The sequence below is a fragment of the Methylobacillus arboreus genome (genome assembly GCF_020532725.1).
Classification (GTDB): Bacteria; Pseudomonadota; Gammaproteobacteria; order Burkholderiales; family Methylophilaceae; genus Methylobacillus; species Methylobacillus arboreus.
Genome location: NZ_JAJAVC010000011.1, coordinates 591829 through 609427, shown reverse-complemented (window position 1 = coordinate 609427; position 17599 = coordinate 591829). Strand labels below are relative to the sequence as shown.

The 17599-nt window shown below is 53.2% G+C and carries 10 protein-coding genes and 1 tRNA gene; 4 read left to right on the top strand and 7 right to left on the bottom strand.

Going from position 1 to position 17599, the window contains the following annotated elements; all coding sequences use genetic code 11:
• Window position 1 precedes the first annotated feature (1 nt).
• The gene (locus tag LG198_RS13850; protein WP_230343766.1) at window positions 2–4363 is read right to left on the bottom strand and encodes a response regulator; all 4362 of its coding nucleotides are present in this window, start codon (window positions 4361–4363) and stop codon (window positions 2–4) included.
• A gap of 210 nt (window positions 4364–4573) precedes the next feature.
• The gene (yegD, locus tag LG198_RS13845) at window positions 4574–5869 is read right to left on the bottom strand and encodes a molecular chaperone (RefSeq protein ID WP_230343765.1); all 1296 of its coding nucleotides are present in this window, start codon (window positions 5867–5869) and stop codon (window positions 4574–4576) included.
• A gap of 529 nt (window positions 5870–6398) precedes the next feature.
• Between yegD and LG198_RS13840 the strand changes: the two genes are divergently transcribed.
• Window positions 6399–7274, top strand: coding sequence for a DMT family transporter (locus LG198_RS13840; protein ID WP_268866874.1), 876 nt, complete (start codon window positions 6399–6401; stop codon window positions 7272–7274).
• A 57-nt stretch (window positions 7275–7331) separates the two neighbouring features.
• Here LG198_RS13840 and LG198_RS13835 read toward each other — a convergent pair whose 3' ends face one another.
• Together LG198_RS13835 and LG198_RS13830 are read right to left on the bottom strand one after the other, a co-directional pair.
• Window positions 7332–8858, bottom strand: a complete 1527-nt coding sequence (locus LG198_RS13835) for a hybrid sensor histidine kinase/response regulator (protein WP_230343763.1) — start codon at window positions 8856–8858, stop codon at window positions 7332–7334.
• 318 nt (window positions 8859–9176) lie between these two features.
• Window positions 9177–9267: transfer RNA gene (locus LG198_RS13830), tRNA-Ser, on the bottom strand.
• A gap of 214 nt (window positions 9268–9481) precedes the next feature.
• Between LG198_RS13830 and LG198_RS13825 the strand changes: the two genes are divergently transcribed.
• From LG198_RS13825 to LG198_RS13815, 3 genes are all read left to right on the top strand, one after another.
• A complete protein-coding gene (locus LG198_RS13825) occupies window positions 9482–10048 on the top strand; it encodes an FxDxF family PEP-CTERM protein (RefSeq protein WP_230343762.1) in 567 nt (188 codons plus the stop codon).
• 202 nt (window positions 10049–10250) lie between these two features.
• On the top strand, window positions 10251–11669 hold the full coding sequence (gene mltF / locus LG198_RS13820) for a membrane-bound lytic murein transglycosylase MltF (protein ID WP_230343761.1): 1419 nt from the start codon (window positions 10251–10253) through the stop codon (window positions 11667–11669).
• A 102-nt stretch (window positions 11670–11771) separates the two neighbouring features.
• Window positions 11772–13532 carry a cation:proton antiporter gene (locus LG198_RS13815; RefSeq protein ID WP_230343760.1) on the top strand — a complete coding sequence of 587 codons (1761 nt, stop codon included), beginning with the start codon at window positions 11772–11774 and terminating at the stop codon, window positions 13530–13532.
• A 40-nt stretch (window positions 13533–13572) separates the two neighbouring features.
• Here the strand turns inward: LG198_RS13815 and serS are convergent, their stop codons facing one another.
• From serS to LG198_RS13800, 3 genes are all read right to left on the bottom strand, one after another.
• Window positions 13573–14868, bottom strand: coding sequence for a serine--tRNA ligase (gene serS, locus LG198_RS13810; protein ID WP_230343759.1), 1296 nt, complete (start codon window positions 14866–14868; stop codon window positions 13573–13575).
• Window positions 14869–14925: 57 nt separating this feature from the next.
• Window positions 14926–16248: a replication-associated recombination protein A gene (locus LG198_RS13805; protein WP_230343758.1), complete on the bottom strand. Its 1323-nt coding sequence runs from the start codon at window positions 16246–16248 to the stop codon at window positions 14926–14928.
• A 101-nt stretch (window positions 16249–16349) separates the two neighbouring features.
• Complete coding sequence (locus LG198_RS13800) at window positions 16350–17588, bottom strand: FecR family protein (RefSeq protein WP_230343757.1); 1239 nt, start codon at window positions 17586–17588, stop codon at window positions 16350–16352.
• Between the last annotated feature and the right edge of the window lie 11 nt (window positions 17589–17599).

The window sequence follows — 17599 nt, the reverse complement described above, 5'->3', positions numbered from 1 at the left end:
TCTAATGAGAAGTCGTCGCTAACAATGGCTTCAACAACAGCAAAGCTGCATCGAATTGGTAAAACCCAACAAGCTCAACCAGTTTTTCATATTGCTGGGTATTCAATAATGCGCGCAAGCCCTGCGCCTCGGCGGCCAGAAAGTCCTCTACGCTCGCATCACGGGCTTCGAGGTATTGATTCAGCTGATGCAATAACGCCTGGCCCTCTTGCTCGCTGATATTCACCGCTGACGGCTCAGCACCATTGAGGTTCAACACAGGCACCACGGCCGCAATCGCATCATTCAAGGCAGATTCAAGCCGCGCCAGTACAGCTTCATTATTAGTGTTTTCCAGCAAAACCCGTTCCAGTTCCGCCGCCACATCGGACAGAGCTTGCGCACCCAGGTTGGCTGCCACACCCTTGAGATTGTGTGCCAGCCTGATGGCATCAGGCTTACGCTGCGCTCGCAGCGCTGTACGAATCTCTTCCGGCACACCTTGCTGGCTCTGGGAGAACTGTTTCAACAACCGGCGATACAGCTCCTGGTTGCCCGCCACCCTGCGTAAGGCATCCGCTACATTGAATCCTTGAATCTCCAATTTCGTGTATCTCCCTGTTGGTTGTTCCGTATCGTCTGTGGCGCCTTCATGTCCGGCGTAGATACACGCCAAGGCCTGGTACAGCATGTCGGGATTGATCGGCTTGGTGATATGGGCCGCCATGCCAAGCTCAAGACAGCGTTGCCGTTCCTCCACGGTAGCATGTGCGGTCATGGCAATGACGGGCAAGCCATCAAACCGCACATCAGCACGTATCTTTTGCGTGGCTTCATAGCCATCCATCACCGGCATCTGCAAATCCATCAGCACGGCATCGTAATGCGCACCAGTTTTATCGAGCTTATCCAGTGCAACCTGACCATGCTCCGCGATGTCCACAATAGCCCCTACCGCTTGCAGCAGCTCGGAAGCAATCTGCTGGTTGATTTCATTATCTTCCACGACAAGCAGGCGCATTCCTGTCAGGTCATAACCTGCTCCTTGCGGCACATACTCCCAATTCGCAACCTGCGTGCTATAAATCCCCACCAGGGTATCAATCAAGGTGGACTGGCTGACCGGCTTGACCAGGAAACCTTCCAGCTTCAAGTCTTCGCATTCCTTGCGGATTTCCTCGCGGCCATAGGCCGTCACCATGATGATGGCCGGCACCTTGGCCAGGCTGATGTCATGCTTGATGAGCCGGGCAGCATCCAGGCCGCTCAAGCCCGGCATTTTCCAGTCCATCAGCACTAGGTCAACCGGCAATACATGCTGCATATCCCGCACAGTCGCCACAGCCTCCATGCCTGAACCGGCATGGCTGACCTTGCATGGCAAAAAGCCCAGTTGCCCGGCAAGGATGCTGCGCGCAGTCAAGTTGTCGTCGACAATCAATACATGCAAGTCATTCAACTCATTGGTCAGGATGTAAGGCCTTGCCGGCTGGCCATTGCCAAACCAGGCTGTGAAGGTAAAAGTCGAGCCTTGTCCGGGAGTGCTAGTCACCCAGATGTCGCCCTGCATCATCCCCACCAGGCGCTTGCAAATCGTCAGCCCAAGGCCGGTGCCACCATACTTGCGTGTTGTGGAGCCATCTGCCTGCATAAAAGGCTGGAACAGGCGCTGGCTGGTTTCCTCATCCATGCCGATACCGGAGTCAATGACAAAGAACTGCAGCTTGATCTGCTGGTCGTTGGAATCCAGCAGTTGGCAGCGAATGATGATTTCTCCCTCAGAAGTGAACTTGATGGCATTGCTCACCAGGTTGAGCAATATCTGCCCCAGCCGTAACGGGTCGCCAACCAGGTTACCCGGCACGTCATCCGCCACGTCGAACAACAGCTCCAGCCCAGCATCACTTGCTGAATGCGCGAGCGTATTGGTCACGCTGCTGAGCACCTGGTCCAGCGAGAACTCCACATGCTCGAGATCCATGCGCCCGGACTCGATCTTGCTGAAGTCCAGAATGTCATTGATGATGGACAAAAGCGACATGCCCGCACTGTGTATCTTGGTCACGTAATCGCGCTGCCTGGTATCAAGCTCGGTTTTCAATGCCAAGTGGGACAGCCCGATCACCGCGTTCATCGGCGTGCGGATTTCATGGCTCATATTGGCAAGGAACATGGACTTGGCCAGTGTCGCCTCCTCTGCCATATCCCGTGCAAGGCGCAACTGCTCTTCCGCCAGGCGCTTTTCGGTGACATCCTCGAACTGCCAGACACTATGATTTTCCGGATGGCTCACATCGACGGCATGCCCGAAAATGCGGCACCAGAACTTGCTGCCGTCCTTGCGTGTGAACTGGTGCTCACCGGTATACGTCTCGCCGCGGCGCAATATCTCATACCCCTTGCCCACCGCCTCATAATCCTCATTGCTGGAGAACCACTCGCTGGTAGCACGCCCCAGCAACTCACCTGTGCCGTATCCAAGCATATGTTCAAACTTGCGATTGCACTGAATCACACGACGGCTCTTCAATTCGATAATGCCAAGTGGCGCAGAGTCAAACAGCGCTTTTTGCTGATCAATGGCAAGGCTCAGGGCCTGCTGTGCTTCGCGCTGGGCGGTAATATCCACGATAGAACCCACAAGCCCGCCGGGAGAGCCGTCCGGAAGCTTGAATCCGCTGACCCAATACAGCACCTGGTGCAACTTGCCATCGGCAAACCTGAGGGAAAGCGCCTTATGGACAGTTGCCCCAGTCGCGATCACATGCTCATCTTCTTCCTGGTAGGCCAAGCGGTCATCGTAAGGCAGGTATTCCATTTCCAGCACGGTCTTGCCAATTATGTGATCACGTGAAACCCCGAACTCACGCTCATACGCACGGTTGCATCCAAGGAAGCGGCTATCGCTTCCCTTGAAAAACAACGGGCTGGGAATCGTATCAATCAATTGTTGCAGGAAGAGGCTCTGCGACTTGGTTTCCCTCTCTATTCGCTTGCGCTCAGTCACGTCTTCCAGGAAACCGTTATATACAAGCTCGCCCAGCATCGTATGTGCCGGTACTGCCCGTGCATGTATCCAGCGAAGCTCATCATCAACCTGCAGGCGGAATTCCCCTTCCCATACCCGTTTTTGATCCTTGGCCTGCCGCAATGCAGCAATCAAATCCTGCCGGTCTTCCTCTGCCACATGGAGAAATGCGTTCTGCCAGTCTGCCAATATCATCTCCTCTGTTACGCTGAGAAGCTGGCAGGCACTGGCGTTGACAAAGGCAAAATGGGCAGGCGTTCCATTACCGGCATGCATCTGAAAAACGCCCACGGGCAAATTATCGGTGAGACTATCCAACTGCTCCTGGGACAACTTGACGGCACGCTGCTCGCCCAACATGCGATAAAGCAATCCAGCCAATAGCAAGGAGATCAATATTCCCGCCACCACAATCGCCAATACCGAACCAGCATACTGGTAACTCAAGTCAGTACGTGGGTGTACCACCAGATTTCCAGAAAAATCGGCAAAACTAAATGGCAGGCTGACATCAAACAGCCCCAACTCATAAGCGCGTTGGGTATCGCTCAAGTGCAAATCGCTACCCTGGCCAATCACCTGCAAGATAGGAAGGCGCATCCGATCCTGGTCCAGCAGGATCACATCCAGATCCATCTTTTCCGCCTGCTGCGCTAGCCCGTGCAATAGCTGCTGAAGGGATAACCGGCCAGCAATATAGCCGGCAAGATGGTCAATATCACGCTGCCCTGCCTGGAACACCGGGACATAGATCGCTAACTGACGCTCGTCAAGAATGAAAACCATGACCCCGTGACCACTGGCAATGCCTTGCTCAAGTACCTTGAAATCAGGCATGCCAACTAGGGTATCCACACCAAGCAGGGAAGGGTTAGCGGCCTCCTCATGGGACATTTCACTGTAAAAGATGGGGAAATATTCAGCACGCGAGCGAGCCGGGACAAATGCGCCACTGCTTTCATCCTGCTCAAGCAGGCGAAAGCCAGTCAGGCCATCACGGGTGGCGGCTTCAACCAACGCTGGTATATCTGCGGACTTGACCCTGGGACGCCATTGCAACTCTCTCAGCAAGGCACTTTGATTGATTGCATGGGTGGCAAATTCGGTAAACTCGGCACGGCTAACGGTTTGACTGGCATTAAACAACCAACCCGTGGCCTGTACAAAATCTACTGCATGCTGTATCTCGGACTGGATGGAATGGTGCAGCTCCTGGCTGGCAGTTTTCACCAGCTCAAACTGACGTGACTGCAAGGCGCTATTGTAAAACTGGGCCCGGGCAATAATTGCCGTAATGACCATTCCCAAGATGAACACGCCCAGTGTCAGCGACCAGCCATGTTTTTTCTTTCCCATAAGCACTTTCGTCAAGTGTAATTGTTATGAAGTATTGAAATGCAGCACCCTGCAAACCTTCAATCACTTCTTCGACAATGCTTCTAACTGGTACTTAAACGCCAGAATGGGTTACTCCCCTGATACCCATCTTGATGACATGATAGACAGGCAACTCATCACATTACATATTGATACTCTATATTATTCGACGGAACGACAGCAAGCCAACTACCCAGAAAAATGCCGGCTGGCAAACACACTGAGCCCACAGGCAACACTGCCATGCATATTGCCGGAAACAAATGGCACTGCATCGCCCACCACATTGCGGATCACCTGCTGAATCACGGGAGAGACGGCAGAGCCGCCAGTCAGGTAGATTTTGTCGATCGTTGATGTGCTCGCCTGGCGTGCATCATCAATCACCTGCCGAATCTTCTCTGTGGACCGCTCAATAGCCTCCCGGAAATCCTCGCGTCTCACCTGCACTTGCAAATCCTGTTCGACGTAATCCAGCCCGAACTCGTGCCGCTCGGCATCCGACAATGCAATTTTTGCCAGTTCGGCACTACGGACCAAATGGCTGCTGAGCTTATCCAGCCAAACCTTGTAAAGCCGCTCGCGCACCGCATCGGCCTTGCCATGCACCGGCATCTCGAAGCGGGAATAAAATGCCTGCTGGCTGGGAATGCTGTTCACGGCAATCGCATCAAATGCCTTGTTGTGCAATGCATCCGTGCCGCGTCCAAACAGAGGCATGATGCTATGCCAGCCCAGGTTGATATCCAGGTCCACGCCACCAATGCGGTTGCCAGCATAAGCCAGCAGGTCATCGCTACGCTCACGCTTCTGGCGATAAGACGGCCCCACCTTCACCACCGAGCAATCTGTCGTGCCGCCACCCACATCCACCACCAACAGCACCTCATCGCCGCTAAGGCCCTGCTCATAATCCAGTGCCGCCGCCAATGGTTCATACATGAAGACTATTTCATCAAGCCCTGCCTCCGCCGCCGCATGCTGCATAATTGCCAAGGCCTGCTTATCACCCTGCTCACCGCGAATACCATGGTAGCGAATTGGCCTGCCGACGACAGCCTGGGTCAAGTCATGTCCATAAAATGCTCTTGCCTGCTCAAGAATATGCAGCATCATCTTGGCAATCACCACCTGGAAGAAATCCAGTTGATCCTTGTTCAAATCGCTGCCCAGGAACACCTTGGGAGACTTCATGAACAAACCTTCACCAGGATTGCGGATATACGCCTCTATGGCTTCAGTGCCATACAACATCCCTTGGGCATTGCCCAATTGCTGGCGTATGGTGCGCGACTCGATATCATCATTGAGTTCATGCTCGGGGAACGCGCGATAAATTGCAGAAGGAAGATAAACACTCTCCTGTTCAAGCTTGGCCTGCACAACTTTCCCATCCTTTACTACGCCAAGCGACGAATTGGATGTGCCGTAATCTATTCCACAATGCATGCCACTACCCATGACTGCCCGTAAGAGCCTGTTCACGATCTTTTCATAGGATACGCATGGCTGCAAAACGCGTCCGGTCAAGGCGCAGTCCGCAGGTAATGCTGATTGCCTTGCCAAGGACTACAACGCAGAGCGGGCGCGTTTTGAAGCCATGCCCTTCGGGTTGCCCCGGCAGTGCAGCCGCTGCTGCGTTGCAAATCCTCGCCGGGCAATAAGCACGTCTGCGGTTTGCGCCTTGCTTCGACTACCCTGCCGGGACAACGTTTCCTATGAAAAGATCGTGAACAGGCTCTGAGAGCTTGATCGAAAAATCCTGCATTATACGCGTTCAGCCTGCGTGCAATTACAGCCGTCATACCTGTTGAATGCCGCTTCCATTTCAAAGAACAGGCAAGCATGCCCCGCTATCCGGCACGTTTGGCCTGGCGATTAGCGGTACAAAACACTCAGAGCTTTTTCATGTGGCAAACATTGTCTCTAATTAAGCCACCTGGTGGCATGGTACACTGCCTACCAATTCACTCTCGCTATCAGTACCCCATTCTGCCAGCCCCGCTTTCTTAGCATGAGCCACCACTCCAGGAATCAACTTCTTCAAGGCATTTTTTACATGTGTGGTGCCATTTTTCTCTTTGCAGGAAGTGACGCCCTTTCCAAATACCTGGCTGGCTTCTATGCGGTCGTCATGGTCATCTGGGTACGTTATGTCATTCATAGCGGCCTCATGCTGGCAGTATTGCTACCGCGCTCAGGCCTATCCATTTTCAAGACACGCAATCCGGGTTTGCAATTGCTGCGGGGCCTATGCATGGTGGGAACCAACATGCTCTTCATTTCCGCATTGCGCTACATTCCACTGGCGGAAGGCACCGCAATTGTTTACCTGACGCCCCTGATCGTGACTGCACTTTCAGGGCCATTGCTGGGTGAGCGGATAACGTCATTACAATGGGCTGCCGTTTTACTGGGCTTTATCGGCGTACTGGTCATCCTGAGACCTGGCGGCGCACTTTTCACACCGGTCAGCCTCCTGGCAGTCGGCGCTGCATTCACCTTCAGCCTCTACCAACTCATCACCCGCAAGCTCAACGCAACAGATAGCTCGGCGACAACCAACCTACTGAGCGGATTGATCGGCAGTGCCGTACTTGGCGGCATTGCCCCCTTCTTCTGGCAAAGTCCAAGCGCATACCATTCAGTGCTGCTATTGGGGCTGGGTATTTCCGCCTTGTTGAGCCACCTGTTAATGACAGAGGCATACCATCACGCAAACCCATCGACACTGGCCCCTTTCACTTACGGGCAACTGATATTCGCGGGCCTGATCGGCTACGTGGTTTTCGGACATATGCCGGATATTTATGGATTTAGCGGGATCGCAATTATTTGTGCGAGTGGTATGTTGGTGCTATGGCACAAACCGAAGCAAACCGTTGCATGACAACGATGCTGGAATGCATAGATCAACAAAATCTTCGGAGCAGAGTTAGGCTCTAGCTCAATGGGCAAGCAGCTGTTTTCCCACCGCTGCGTTGATCGCCTCCAGTGTGAGGGGCTTGGGAACAACTGCGCTAAAGCCCGCTGCCAATATTTTCTCCAGATTGTTTTCATTTGCGATTCCTGTCACGGCGATAATCGGAATTGTCACCGTGTTGTCATGCAACCGTAACTGCGTAGCCAGTTGAAAACCATCCATGCCAGGCATATCGATATCGGAGAGGATCAAGTCATAGTCGTTCTTGGCATTGGTCGCTTTCGTCAGTCCCGCTTGTCCCTCTAATGCAAGGTCAACCGCATACCCTTCCAGTGTCAACAACTGCGCGAGCAGCTCGGCAGAGGATTGATTGTCTTCTACCAGCAATATACGGATAGGCCTGCCCTCCCCTGGTTTTGTGTCGGCAACCTCCTTGAGAACAGGATCGCTAACCGGCAAATAGACCCGGAAAGTCGCACCTGCACCCTTGCCTTGGGAGAAAACCTCGACCTGTCCCTTGTGCAGTTCCACAATTTCCTTAACCAGTGCCAGCCCAATGCCGAGCCCGCCTTTGAGCCTTGATGGGGAGGAATCCTCCTGGACGAACATGTCGAATACCTTGGGCAGAACCTCAGGCGGAATACCCTGTCCCGAGTCGGCAACTTCAATAACCGCCTTGTCGTTATGTTTCACCAGCGAAACCTGGATGTACCCGCCGGCAGGCGTGAACTTCAGCGCATTGGACAGCAGATTCCAGATGACTTGCTCAATGCGTGTAGGATCGGCATGGATGTTGATACCGGATTGCAGATCTGCGGAAATATGTATCGAATTGCTTTGCGCCTCCTGCTGTATGGATTCTATAAGCGCCTGGAGCGATTCCCCGAGGTCGTATGTCGTGCTCTGCAGCGCCAGCTTGCCTGTATTGATGCGCGACATATCGAGCAAGTCATCCACCACCTTAGTCAGGCCTTTCACAGTATGGCTGAGCGTTTCCGCGGTGCGGCGAATGATCGGCTGCGTGCCTGCTTGCGGAATCCGGGCAAGAAGTTCTGCATTCAACTGGATCAAGTTCAAGGGATTGCGTAGCTCATGGGATACGACAGCGAGAAAATCATCCTTTGCCTTATTAGCCCGGATCAATGCCTGATCCGCCTCGACGCGCGACGAGATATCCTTGAACAGGATGCCCACCGTGTGTTTATCCGGTTCGTCGATCCGGAATGCATAGACTTCGTAAAAACGATTCAGGGACGCAGCCTTGTGCTCAAAACGCTCAGGCACGCCACTACGATCTATACGGCCATAGATATCGAACCAGAACTGCTCATGATCAGGCGCTAGATCGCGCATGCGCTTGCCGACAGCGTCGATCAATCCAGTCTGGCTGGCAAAGGCGGAGTTGGTATGGAGGAAAATGTAGTCGACCGGCTGATCCTGGGCATCGTATACCATTTGAATGATGCACAAGCCCTGGTCGATAGAATCGAACATTTGTTGAAAGCGCTTCTCGCTGAGGCGCAAGGCATGCTCATCCGGCTCAGTCTGCATAATTACTCGTGAGTGGCGCTTTCACAAATTCAGTCTCCTCCTTGTGGTTAGGCTGACATGTCGAACTCTTGAAGACTCAAAAAATTAATAGAAGAGTTAGGCTAGGAAGAGTCTATAAAATATTTATATTTAAGATCAACAAGCTATTGATCCTGCATTATGACATGCTTACCGGCAAAAAAAGCCTTATTGTCTGCATGACTAGTCAGCAACCTTGGAGAATTTAAGACCAACGGGCGGAAGATAGACGTGGTTGAGACAGAAAAATACCCGATTAAATCAGATGTATTTTTGCCGAAACGCTGAAACACAGCCATATGGCGGAGAGGGAGGGATTCGAACCCTCGATACGCTTTCACGTATGCCTGATTTCGAGTCAGGTACATTCAACCAGCTCTGCCACCTCTCCGGGAGGGCGGATTATAGCCTAGCGTCATTTTTTAGTAAAACGGGGTCTCGATATCTCTATAGCTCCCAGGAGCTATAGTCCAATAGGACTATTTAGTACGTTTGCCCTATTGAGTGGTACTGATGGATGGAGGACTATGCTTCTCACAGGCTAACAATAAATTCAATAAAAGCTTGACCTTCCATATCCACGTTCTACTTTTTAGGGGTTTATCATGTTAGCTACTACATTCAAGAAAAGCGCTGTTGCACTGGCTTTTGGTTTGACATCGCTGGTTGCAACTAGCGCATTCGCTGCTCCCACATTCACCATCACTGACGGTGAAGCCTATTTTGGCAACAACTTCGCTGCAAGTGGTTCTTACACTGATGTTTTCACATTCACACTTGCTGAGCCTACCGATATTTCAGGTTCGGCTAGTTCCACTTACCTGACAATTGGCGCAATCACTTTTTCAGGTTTTGATATCACCAGTGCAATTCTTTCAGGTGGTTCCAGCGTTGAAACATCCTTGGTCTATAACTTTGCAGGCGGATCAAGCACCACCAATACATGGACATTCTCAGCGACCAACCTGACAGCAGGTGACTACACTCTGACAATTAGTGGTATTGCTGGTCTTGCAACCACTTCTGATGCGAAGGCATCTTACGGCGGCAACCTGACTTTCACCGCAGCCATTCCTGAGCCTTCTACCTATGGCATGCTGGCACTCGGTCTTGGCCTAGTTGGTTTTGCTGCACGTAGCCGTAGCCGCAAGAACGCGAGCAAATTTGCTTAATTAGTAGATTAATTCTGTTTTTTTCAAGGCTGTGGTGAAAACCACAGCCTTTTTCATTTGCAACGTTCGCTATCAAAATCCCTACTCAAGCAGAAAACACCCTGCCCGACCATTCCACTATGTGATTGTTTTTAATCAACCATGGCGAACTAAACCATACTCAGGCTGGACAAAGACAACAATCTTTAGGAAACTTGACCGGATGCGTTCACTGGTTATCTTTTTACTAGCGCTGTTGCTGATGGGCTGTAAGGAGCCGCCAAAACCCCTGGCGGACCCGCGCCATACCAAGGAAATCATTGTGGTCACCCACAATGGGCCCAGCACTTATTACTATAGTGGCAATAACCAATATGCCGGGCTTGAGCATGACCTGGTGCGTAATTTCGTCCGTGAGCTCGGCCCTGAATATAGCGTCAAATTCCTGGTGGTGCACAATATTTCCCAGGTTATCCCCACGTTACTCAAGCACAAGGCGCATTTTGCCGCTGCCGACCTCAGCATTACGCATACGCGCGAGCACCTGGTCAGGTTTACCCGGCCCTATCAAAACGTGCAGCAGCAAATTGTCTTCAATACCGAGTTGATGAAGGCGCCTGGCAATATCCAGGATTTATTAGGCAAGCAGATTACAGTATCGATGGGTACAAGCTACTCGGAGCGTTTGCAGCGCCTTAAAGAAAAGGAACCGCAGCTCCATTGGACGGAAACATCGCAGGCAAACTCAGATGAGCTGATGGCAGAAGTTGCCGAAGGTGAACTGGATTTCACTGTCGCTGACGGACATTTGATTGCACTGGTGCAGAACTACTATCCCAACCTTGGTGCAAGCATGCCGCTGGGCAAACCGGAGCAAGTGGCCTGGGCGTTTCCAAAAACAAGCGACAAATGGCTTTATGACAAAGCCAACGCCTTCTTTGCCCGCATTAGCCAGGATGGCACATTGCACAATCTGATTGACCGTTATTATGGGCATGCAGACCGTCTGAAACCGGTGGATGTCACCACCTTCATGCAGCGCTCGGAAACATTGCTACCCCAATACAGGCGCTTTTTCCACGAAGCGCAGGAGCTTACCGGGCTAGACTGGCGCCTGGTCGCCGCCATAGCCTACCAGGAGTCCCATTGGGACAGGTTCAATACTTCGCCCACCAATGTGCGCGGCATGATGATGCTGACTGAGGAGACAGCGGACCGCCTTGGGGTCACTGACCGGCTGGATGCACGCCAAAGTATTATTGCCGGGGCACGATATGTGCTTATGCTCAAGGACCTGATTCCGGAAACTGTGAATGAGCCAGATCGAACCTGGATGGCACTTGCCGCCTACAACATCGGTTATGCGCACCTGCAGGATGCGCGCATCTTGGCAAAACGGCTCAAGCTCAACCCTGACAGATGGGTGGATGTGAAAAAAGCCTTGCCCCTACTCAGCAAGGAAGAGCATTATTCAACGCTCAAATATGGCTACGCGCGCGGTGGTGCTCCAGTCGTGTTTGTCGAGTCGGTACGTACCTATCACAAGATCCTGGCGCGGCGAGAACCTCGGCATACTCCGATATTCCCGAGTTTTGAGGTAGCTGGCCTGAGCGGTTTTGGCAACACGCCTAGCCAGGAATAAACAGCAAAATCAATCTTTGTCCTGCGCTTGACACAGCCGGTATCGTTATAAAATAGAAGCCTAAGCCCAGGCTTCGTAAAATAAAGAAAGCACTCACGATTCATGCACGCCGCTGCCTTCATACAGGACTTGGCTGTCATCATGCTGGTGGCAGGCATGGTCACCATCATTTTCCACCGCATGAAGCAGCCGGTGGTGCTGGGTTATATTCTTGCCGGCCTGATCCTGGGCCCACACACGCCACCATTTTCCATGGTGCACGACAATCACACCATAGAGATCCTGGCAGAGCTGGGGATTGTCTTCCTGATGTTCTCGCTGGGGCTGGAATTCAGCCTGCGCAAGCTGCGGGCAGTGGGGGCCACTGCCGTGGTGGCCGCGCTGGTCGAAATTGTCGTCATGATCTGGCTGGGTTATGAAATCGGCAGTTACTTCGGCTGGAAACCCATGGATTCGATCTTTCTCGGGGCCATGCTGGCGATTTCATCCACCACTATCATCGTCAAGGCGCTCGATGAACTCAACATGAAGCACGAGCGCTTTGCGCAAATGATTTTTGGCGTGCTGATAGTTGAGGATATCCTTGGTATTGGCATCATCGCGCTTTTGTCCGGCATCGCCGCGACCGGTCAGGTTTCCACAATGGATGCCGCAATCACCATTTCCAACCTCACGCTATTCATGGTGGTAGCGCTGGTGCTTGGCATCATCCTCGTACCCAAGTTGCTGGAATATGTTGCCAGCTTCAAGCGCGATGAAATGCTGCTGATCACCATCCTCGGCCTCTGTTTCGGCTTCTGCCTGCTGGTGATCAAGCTGGATTACAGCATTGCTCTCGGCGCTTTCATGATAGGGGCCATCATGGCGGAATCGCGCCGTATCCGTGCGATAGAACGGCTGATCATGCCCATCCGCGATATGTTCAGCGCCATCTTCTTTGTTGCCATCGGCCTGATGCTGGACCCTGTCATTATCGTGGAATATGCAAAACCGGTGATTGTGGTGATCCTGGTCATCATCTTCGGCAAGATTTTTGCCTGCACCCTAGGCGCAATGGCCGCCGGCAATGACGGCCGCACATCATTGCGCGTGGGCATGGGCTTGTCGCAGATTGGTGAGTTTTCCTTCATCATCGCCTCACTTGGCCTGACGCTTGGCGTGACCAGCTCTTTCCTTTACCCGATTGCGGTAGCGGCTTCCGTCATTACCACGCTGACAACCCCTTATCTCATCAAGGCAGCCGACCCGCTTTCGAGCACCCTGGCGCGCAACATGCCGGCCAAGATATCGCAATTCTTCCGGCTTTATAGCGACTGGCTGGGCTCCAACAATCATGCGCCAGATAGCGATGGCGCCATCCTCGCAGGCATTTACCGCAAGCTGCTGCTACAGGTATTCGTTAACCTATGCATGGTCAGCGCCCTGTTTCTCGGTGCGGTATGGCTGGTGAATGTTTATCTGGTGAACCTGCCATCCCCCATGCGGGACATCATGTGGCAACAGGCGGCAACCTGGGGAATAGCGCTGTTGCTGGCAGCACCGTTCCTGATCGCAGCATTCAGGAAACTGCAATCACTGGGATTGTTACTCGCAGATCACAGCACACAGGGAATGACTGGCAGCGATTGTAGCCGGGTGCAGCGTTTTATCGCCAAGGCCGTCAATGTGCTGGCAGCCGTTGGCATGACCTTGCTGATCCTGGCATTGAGTCACCGCATCATGCCGCCGCTGGATGTCTGGATTGTAGTGTTATTGATTGTCGCAGGCCTGGTCACGCTGCTGTGGCGTTGGTTCGTGCTCCTGCATTACCGCATGCAGATCGCCCTGATCGAGACCCTGAATCAGGAAAAGGAAGAACATTGATCTGCCGCAAGCTGAGCATGCTCGCGGCAGCACACTAAGATTACTTGGCGCCGATCACTTCCAGGCCACCCATATAAGGCCGCAACACTTCAGGCACAATCACGCTGCCATCGGTCTGCTGGTTGTTTTCCAGCACCGCCACCAGGGTACGCCCCACAGCCAGGCCGGAACCGTTGAGAGTGTGCACGAGTTCCGGCTTGCCGTTTTCATTGCGGAAGCGGGCTTGCAAGCGACGGGCCTGGAAAGCCTCACAATTGGAAACCGAAGAAATCTCGCGATAAGTATTCTGTGCAGGCAGCCATACTTCCAGGTCATAAGTCTTGGCAGCACCAAAGCCCATATCCCCGGTACAGAGCGACACGACACGGTATGGCAGGCCCAACGCCTGCAACACATGTTCGGCATGTCCCACCATTTCCTCCAGCGCTTCGTAGCTACGCTCGGGATGCGTGATCTGCACCATTTCCACCTTGTCGAACTGATGCTGGCGTATCATGCCGCGCGTATCGCGGCCGTAAGAACCTGCTTCGGAACGGAAGCAAGGCGTATGGGCGGTCAGCTTGATTGGCAAGGCGTCCAGTGCCACGATCTCATCACGCACGGTATTAGTCAGCGTCACTTCAGAAGTCGGGATCAGGTACAGCGCCTCATTACTATCACCTTCCTGCCCTCCCTTCTGTGCGGCAAACAAGTCAGCCTCGAACTTGGGCAGCTGACCGGTGCCACGCAGGGTGTCGGCATTCACAATGTAAGGCGTATAGCATTCGGTATAACCATGCTGCTCGGTCTGTGTATCCAGCATGAACTGCGCCAGGGCGCGGTGCAGACGGGCAATCCGGCCGCGCATCAGGGTGAAACGTGCGCCTGCCAATTTGGCGCCGGTGTCAAAATCCAGGCCCAACGGCATGCCGATGTCAGTATGGTCCTTGATCTCGAAATCGAAACTACGCGGTGTGCCGACACGGCGCACCTCCACATTGTATTCCTCCGACTTGCCGGCAGGGACGCTTTCATGCGGCAGGTTGGGCACATTCAGCAAAAGCTGTTGCAGTTCGGCCTGAATCGCGGCCAGACGTTCCTCATCTGCCTTCAATTGCACACCCAGCCCAGCCACTTCCGCCATGATGGCCGCGACATCCTCGCCCTTGGACTTGGCAATGCCGATCTGCTTGGAAGTGGCATTACGCTTGGCCTGAAGGTCCTGGGTACGGGTTTGCACGCTCTTGCGCTCGCTTTCCAGTGCTGCAAATGCATTGGTATCAAAAGCAAAGCCGCGGCTGGCAAGGCGTGCAACCACAGTGTCGAGGTCGTTGCGTAACTGCTGGATGTCTAACATGGAAATTCCTGGTTTGATTACATGTGCAAATGCACGTTAATAGTGAATATATTGGATTTATTTCTTACGCTTCTTGCTGCGCGCCTCATCGTCAAGCGCGCGCAGATGCGCCATTTTTTCGCTGATTTTACCTTCAAGCCCACGCGGCGTGGGCACATAAAACTGAATTGCCTCAAGGTCATCGGGGAAATACTGCTCGCCTGCGGCATAGGCGCCCGGCTCATTGTGCGCGTAACGGTATTCCTTGCCGTAATCCAGCGCCTTCATGAGCTTGGTCGGCGCATTGCGCAAATGCAAGGGAACAGGGCGGGATTTATCACTGGCGACAAAAGCCTTGGCCTGGTTGTAAGCCATATAGGCCGCATTGCTCTTGGCGGCAACAGCCAGATAGATCACGGCATTGGACAGCGCCAGCTCGCCCTCGGGCGAGCCTAGCCGCTCATAAATCTGGCAAGCTTCAAGCGCCATGGTCTGCGCGCGCGGATCGGCAATGCCGATGTCTTCCACCGCCATGCGCACAATGCGCCGCCCCAGGTAAAGTGGGTCGGCACCGCCATCAATCATGCGCAGGAACCAGTACAATGCTGCATCCGGATTAGAGCCCCGTACGGACTTGTGCAAGGCAGAAATCTGGTCATAAAACGCCTCGCCGTCCTTGTCGAAACGGCGCAGCTTGCTTGCCATGGTCGATTGCAGGAAATCGGCATCAATCTCTGCCACGCCTGCCGCAATGGCGGCATTCAGCAAACCTTCGACAAAGTTGAGCAAGCGCCTGGCATCGCCGTCGGCATATCCCAGCACCTGCTCCACCACCTCGGCAACCAGGCTGATTTGGGGCGCCATTTCCTGCTGGGCCCTGTCCAGCAACTGTTTCAGCTCATCCTCGGACAAGGCATTGAGCACAAACACCTGCGCCCGGCTCAATAATGCGCTGTTAACCTCAAATGACGGGTTTTCCGTAGTAGCGCCGATGAAGGTGATAAGACCGCTTTCCACAAACGGCAGGAATGCATCCTGCTGGCCCTTGTTGAAGCGATGCACTTCGTCGACAAACAGGATGGTGCGGCGGCCGGATTGCTGCAAGATATGCTCGGCGCGCTCCACCGCCTCGCGGATATCCTTGATGCCTGCCAACACGGCTGAAAGCGGGATAAACTCGGCATCCGCAGTATTGGCGATCAACCTGGCAAGCGTAGTCTTGCCCACACCGGGCGGCCCCCAGAGAATCATGGAAGGCAGCTTGCCCGAGGTAAATGCCAGACGTAACGGCTTACCTTCTCCCAGCAGGTGCGATTGCCCCACCACCTGCTCAAGAGACTTGGGACGCAGGCGTTCTGCCAATGGGGCCTGGGGCGCAACGGGTTCGAATAGTCCGGTCAATGCAATGCCTGTTTATGATGAATCATGCAGAGAAATGCCCCGTGACAGTACACCAAGAAGCATCAAAAGATGCTTATTTTACCGTCTGTATGGTTTAGAAACTACTGAGACTGCGGCTCAGTAAGTCGACCCTGTAACTCCAGGGTCTGCCGATTAACAGCGATCAAATTGAGAAGGTCACTTACAGAAAAGTTGATACTGGCATTCTCAAGGGCACTACCACTCAATTGCCCCCAATTTACTGTCAAGGTACAGTTGATCGTGCATCCGCTACCACTCATGCGACCATCGCTGAAAATAAAGCTGCCGTCAGCCTGTAATGTACCGGCAGCTTCTCGTGCGGTACTGAGGCTCACCAATCCATCCAGCCCATTCAAGCCTACATTGAAACCAGCCTGATAATTGCTGAAATTTACCGTCAATGCACCTACCGCCGTCAGCGGTATTGAAATTCCAAAAAAGCGCCCATTGACCTCGCTGCTACCGCTCCAGGAGCCTGTCATATTTCCGGCATTAGCCGCAATAATCTGTGAGGCAATGGAATCATTATTACCCCCTCCTGGCAACGGGGGAGGTGATGACTCATCAGGCAATTCAGGCTCATTTAAAGCAAGGCAATCGGCCAAAGCGCAAGGCACCCCTTGATCGCTCCGGATATCGGCATTGGCAAAGCCTTTATCGCTGGTATCAGCGGCATGTTTTTCCTCAAGGGTATCCTGAAGTGTTCCCTGTTGCGGGCCTGCCGCAACCAATACCGGCATCACTTCAGAATAACCTGGGCGGCTAGTCGCATTGAGCACTTCGCCAGACTGGCCCTTGTATAGCACAAGATTTCCCAGGTTGTTCTCCATGAACACGGCCCCATCGCCCACCTTGACCAACAGTTTCTGGGTGTCGTCCAGCAAGGCGGAAAACTCCGTGCCACGTATGCCGATTGTGGCAACTGGCGTGTCCATACGGTAATTCGGCTTGTTGGCATGACCAATCACGCCGGTAATGGCACGCAAGCCTCCCTTAATCAGGCGAAAAATGCCACGCTCGCTGCCATCTTCCTGACCGCTATAGTGATACTCCTCCACCTTGAAGCTGGTATTGGGTTGCAGGGAGATATAACCACCATCGATAAACTTGACCTGCATGCGGCCATCGGCAGTCTGCAAGGTTTCTCCGGCATCGAACTCGCTGCCCTTGCTGGCATCGCGCGTATTGCCTGATTGATCCACAATGCTTGCCACGCCATAGACAAACTCCACTTTGCCTGCGGCAGCCATGACAATACTGGCATTAGCCGCCATGGCCAACGCGAAAAAAGCAATCCTGATTGTGTTCGTGATCTGCATATATAGCCTCA

Bases quoted from the DNA above. Each gene is read 5' to 3' on its own strand.
- serS (WP_230343759.1), bottom strand. From the start codon at position 14,868: ATGTTAGACATCCAGCAGTTACGCAACGACCTCGACACTGTGGTTGCA.
- mltF (WP_230343761.1), top strand. From the start codon at position 10,251: ATGCGTTCACTGGTTATCTTTTTACTAGCGCTGTTGCTGATGGGCTGT.
- LG198_RS13825 (WP_230343762.1), top strand. From the start codon at position 9,482: ATGTTAGCTACTACATTCAAGAAAAGCGCTGTTGCACTGGCTTTTGGT.
- LG198_RS13800 (WP_230343757.1), bottom strand. From the start codon at position 17,588: ATGCAGATCACGAACACAATCAGGATTGCTTTTTTCGCGTTGGCCATG.
- LG198_RS13850 (WP_230343766.1), bottom strand. From the start codon at position 4,363: ATGGGAAAGAAAAAACATGGCTGGTCGCTGACACTGGGCGTGTTCATC.
- LG198_RS13840 (WP_268866874.1), top strand. From the start codon at position 6,399: ATGAGCCACCACTCCAGGAATCAACTTCTTCAAGGCATTTTTTACATG.
- LG198_RS13835 (WP_230343763.1), bottom strand. From the start codon at position 8,858: ATGCAGACTGAGCCGGATGAGCATGCCTTGCGCCTCAGCGAGAAGCGC.
- LG198_RS13815 (WP_230343760.1), top strand. From the start codon at position 11,772: ATGCACGCCGCTGCCTTCATACAGGACTTGGCTGTCATCATGCTGGTG.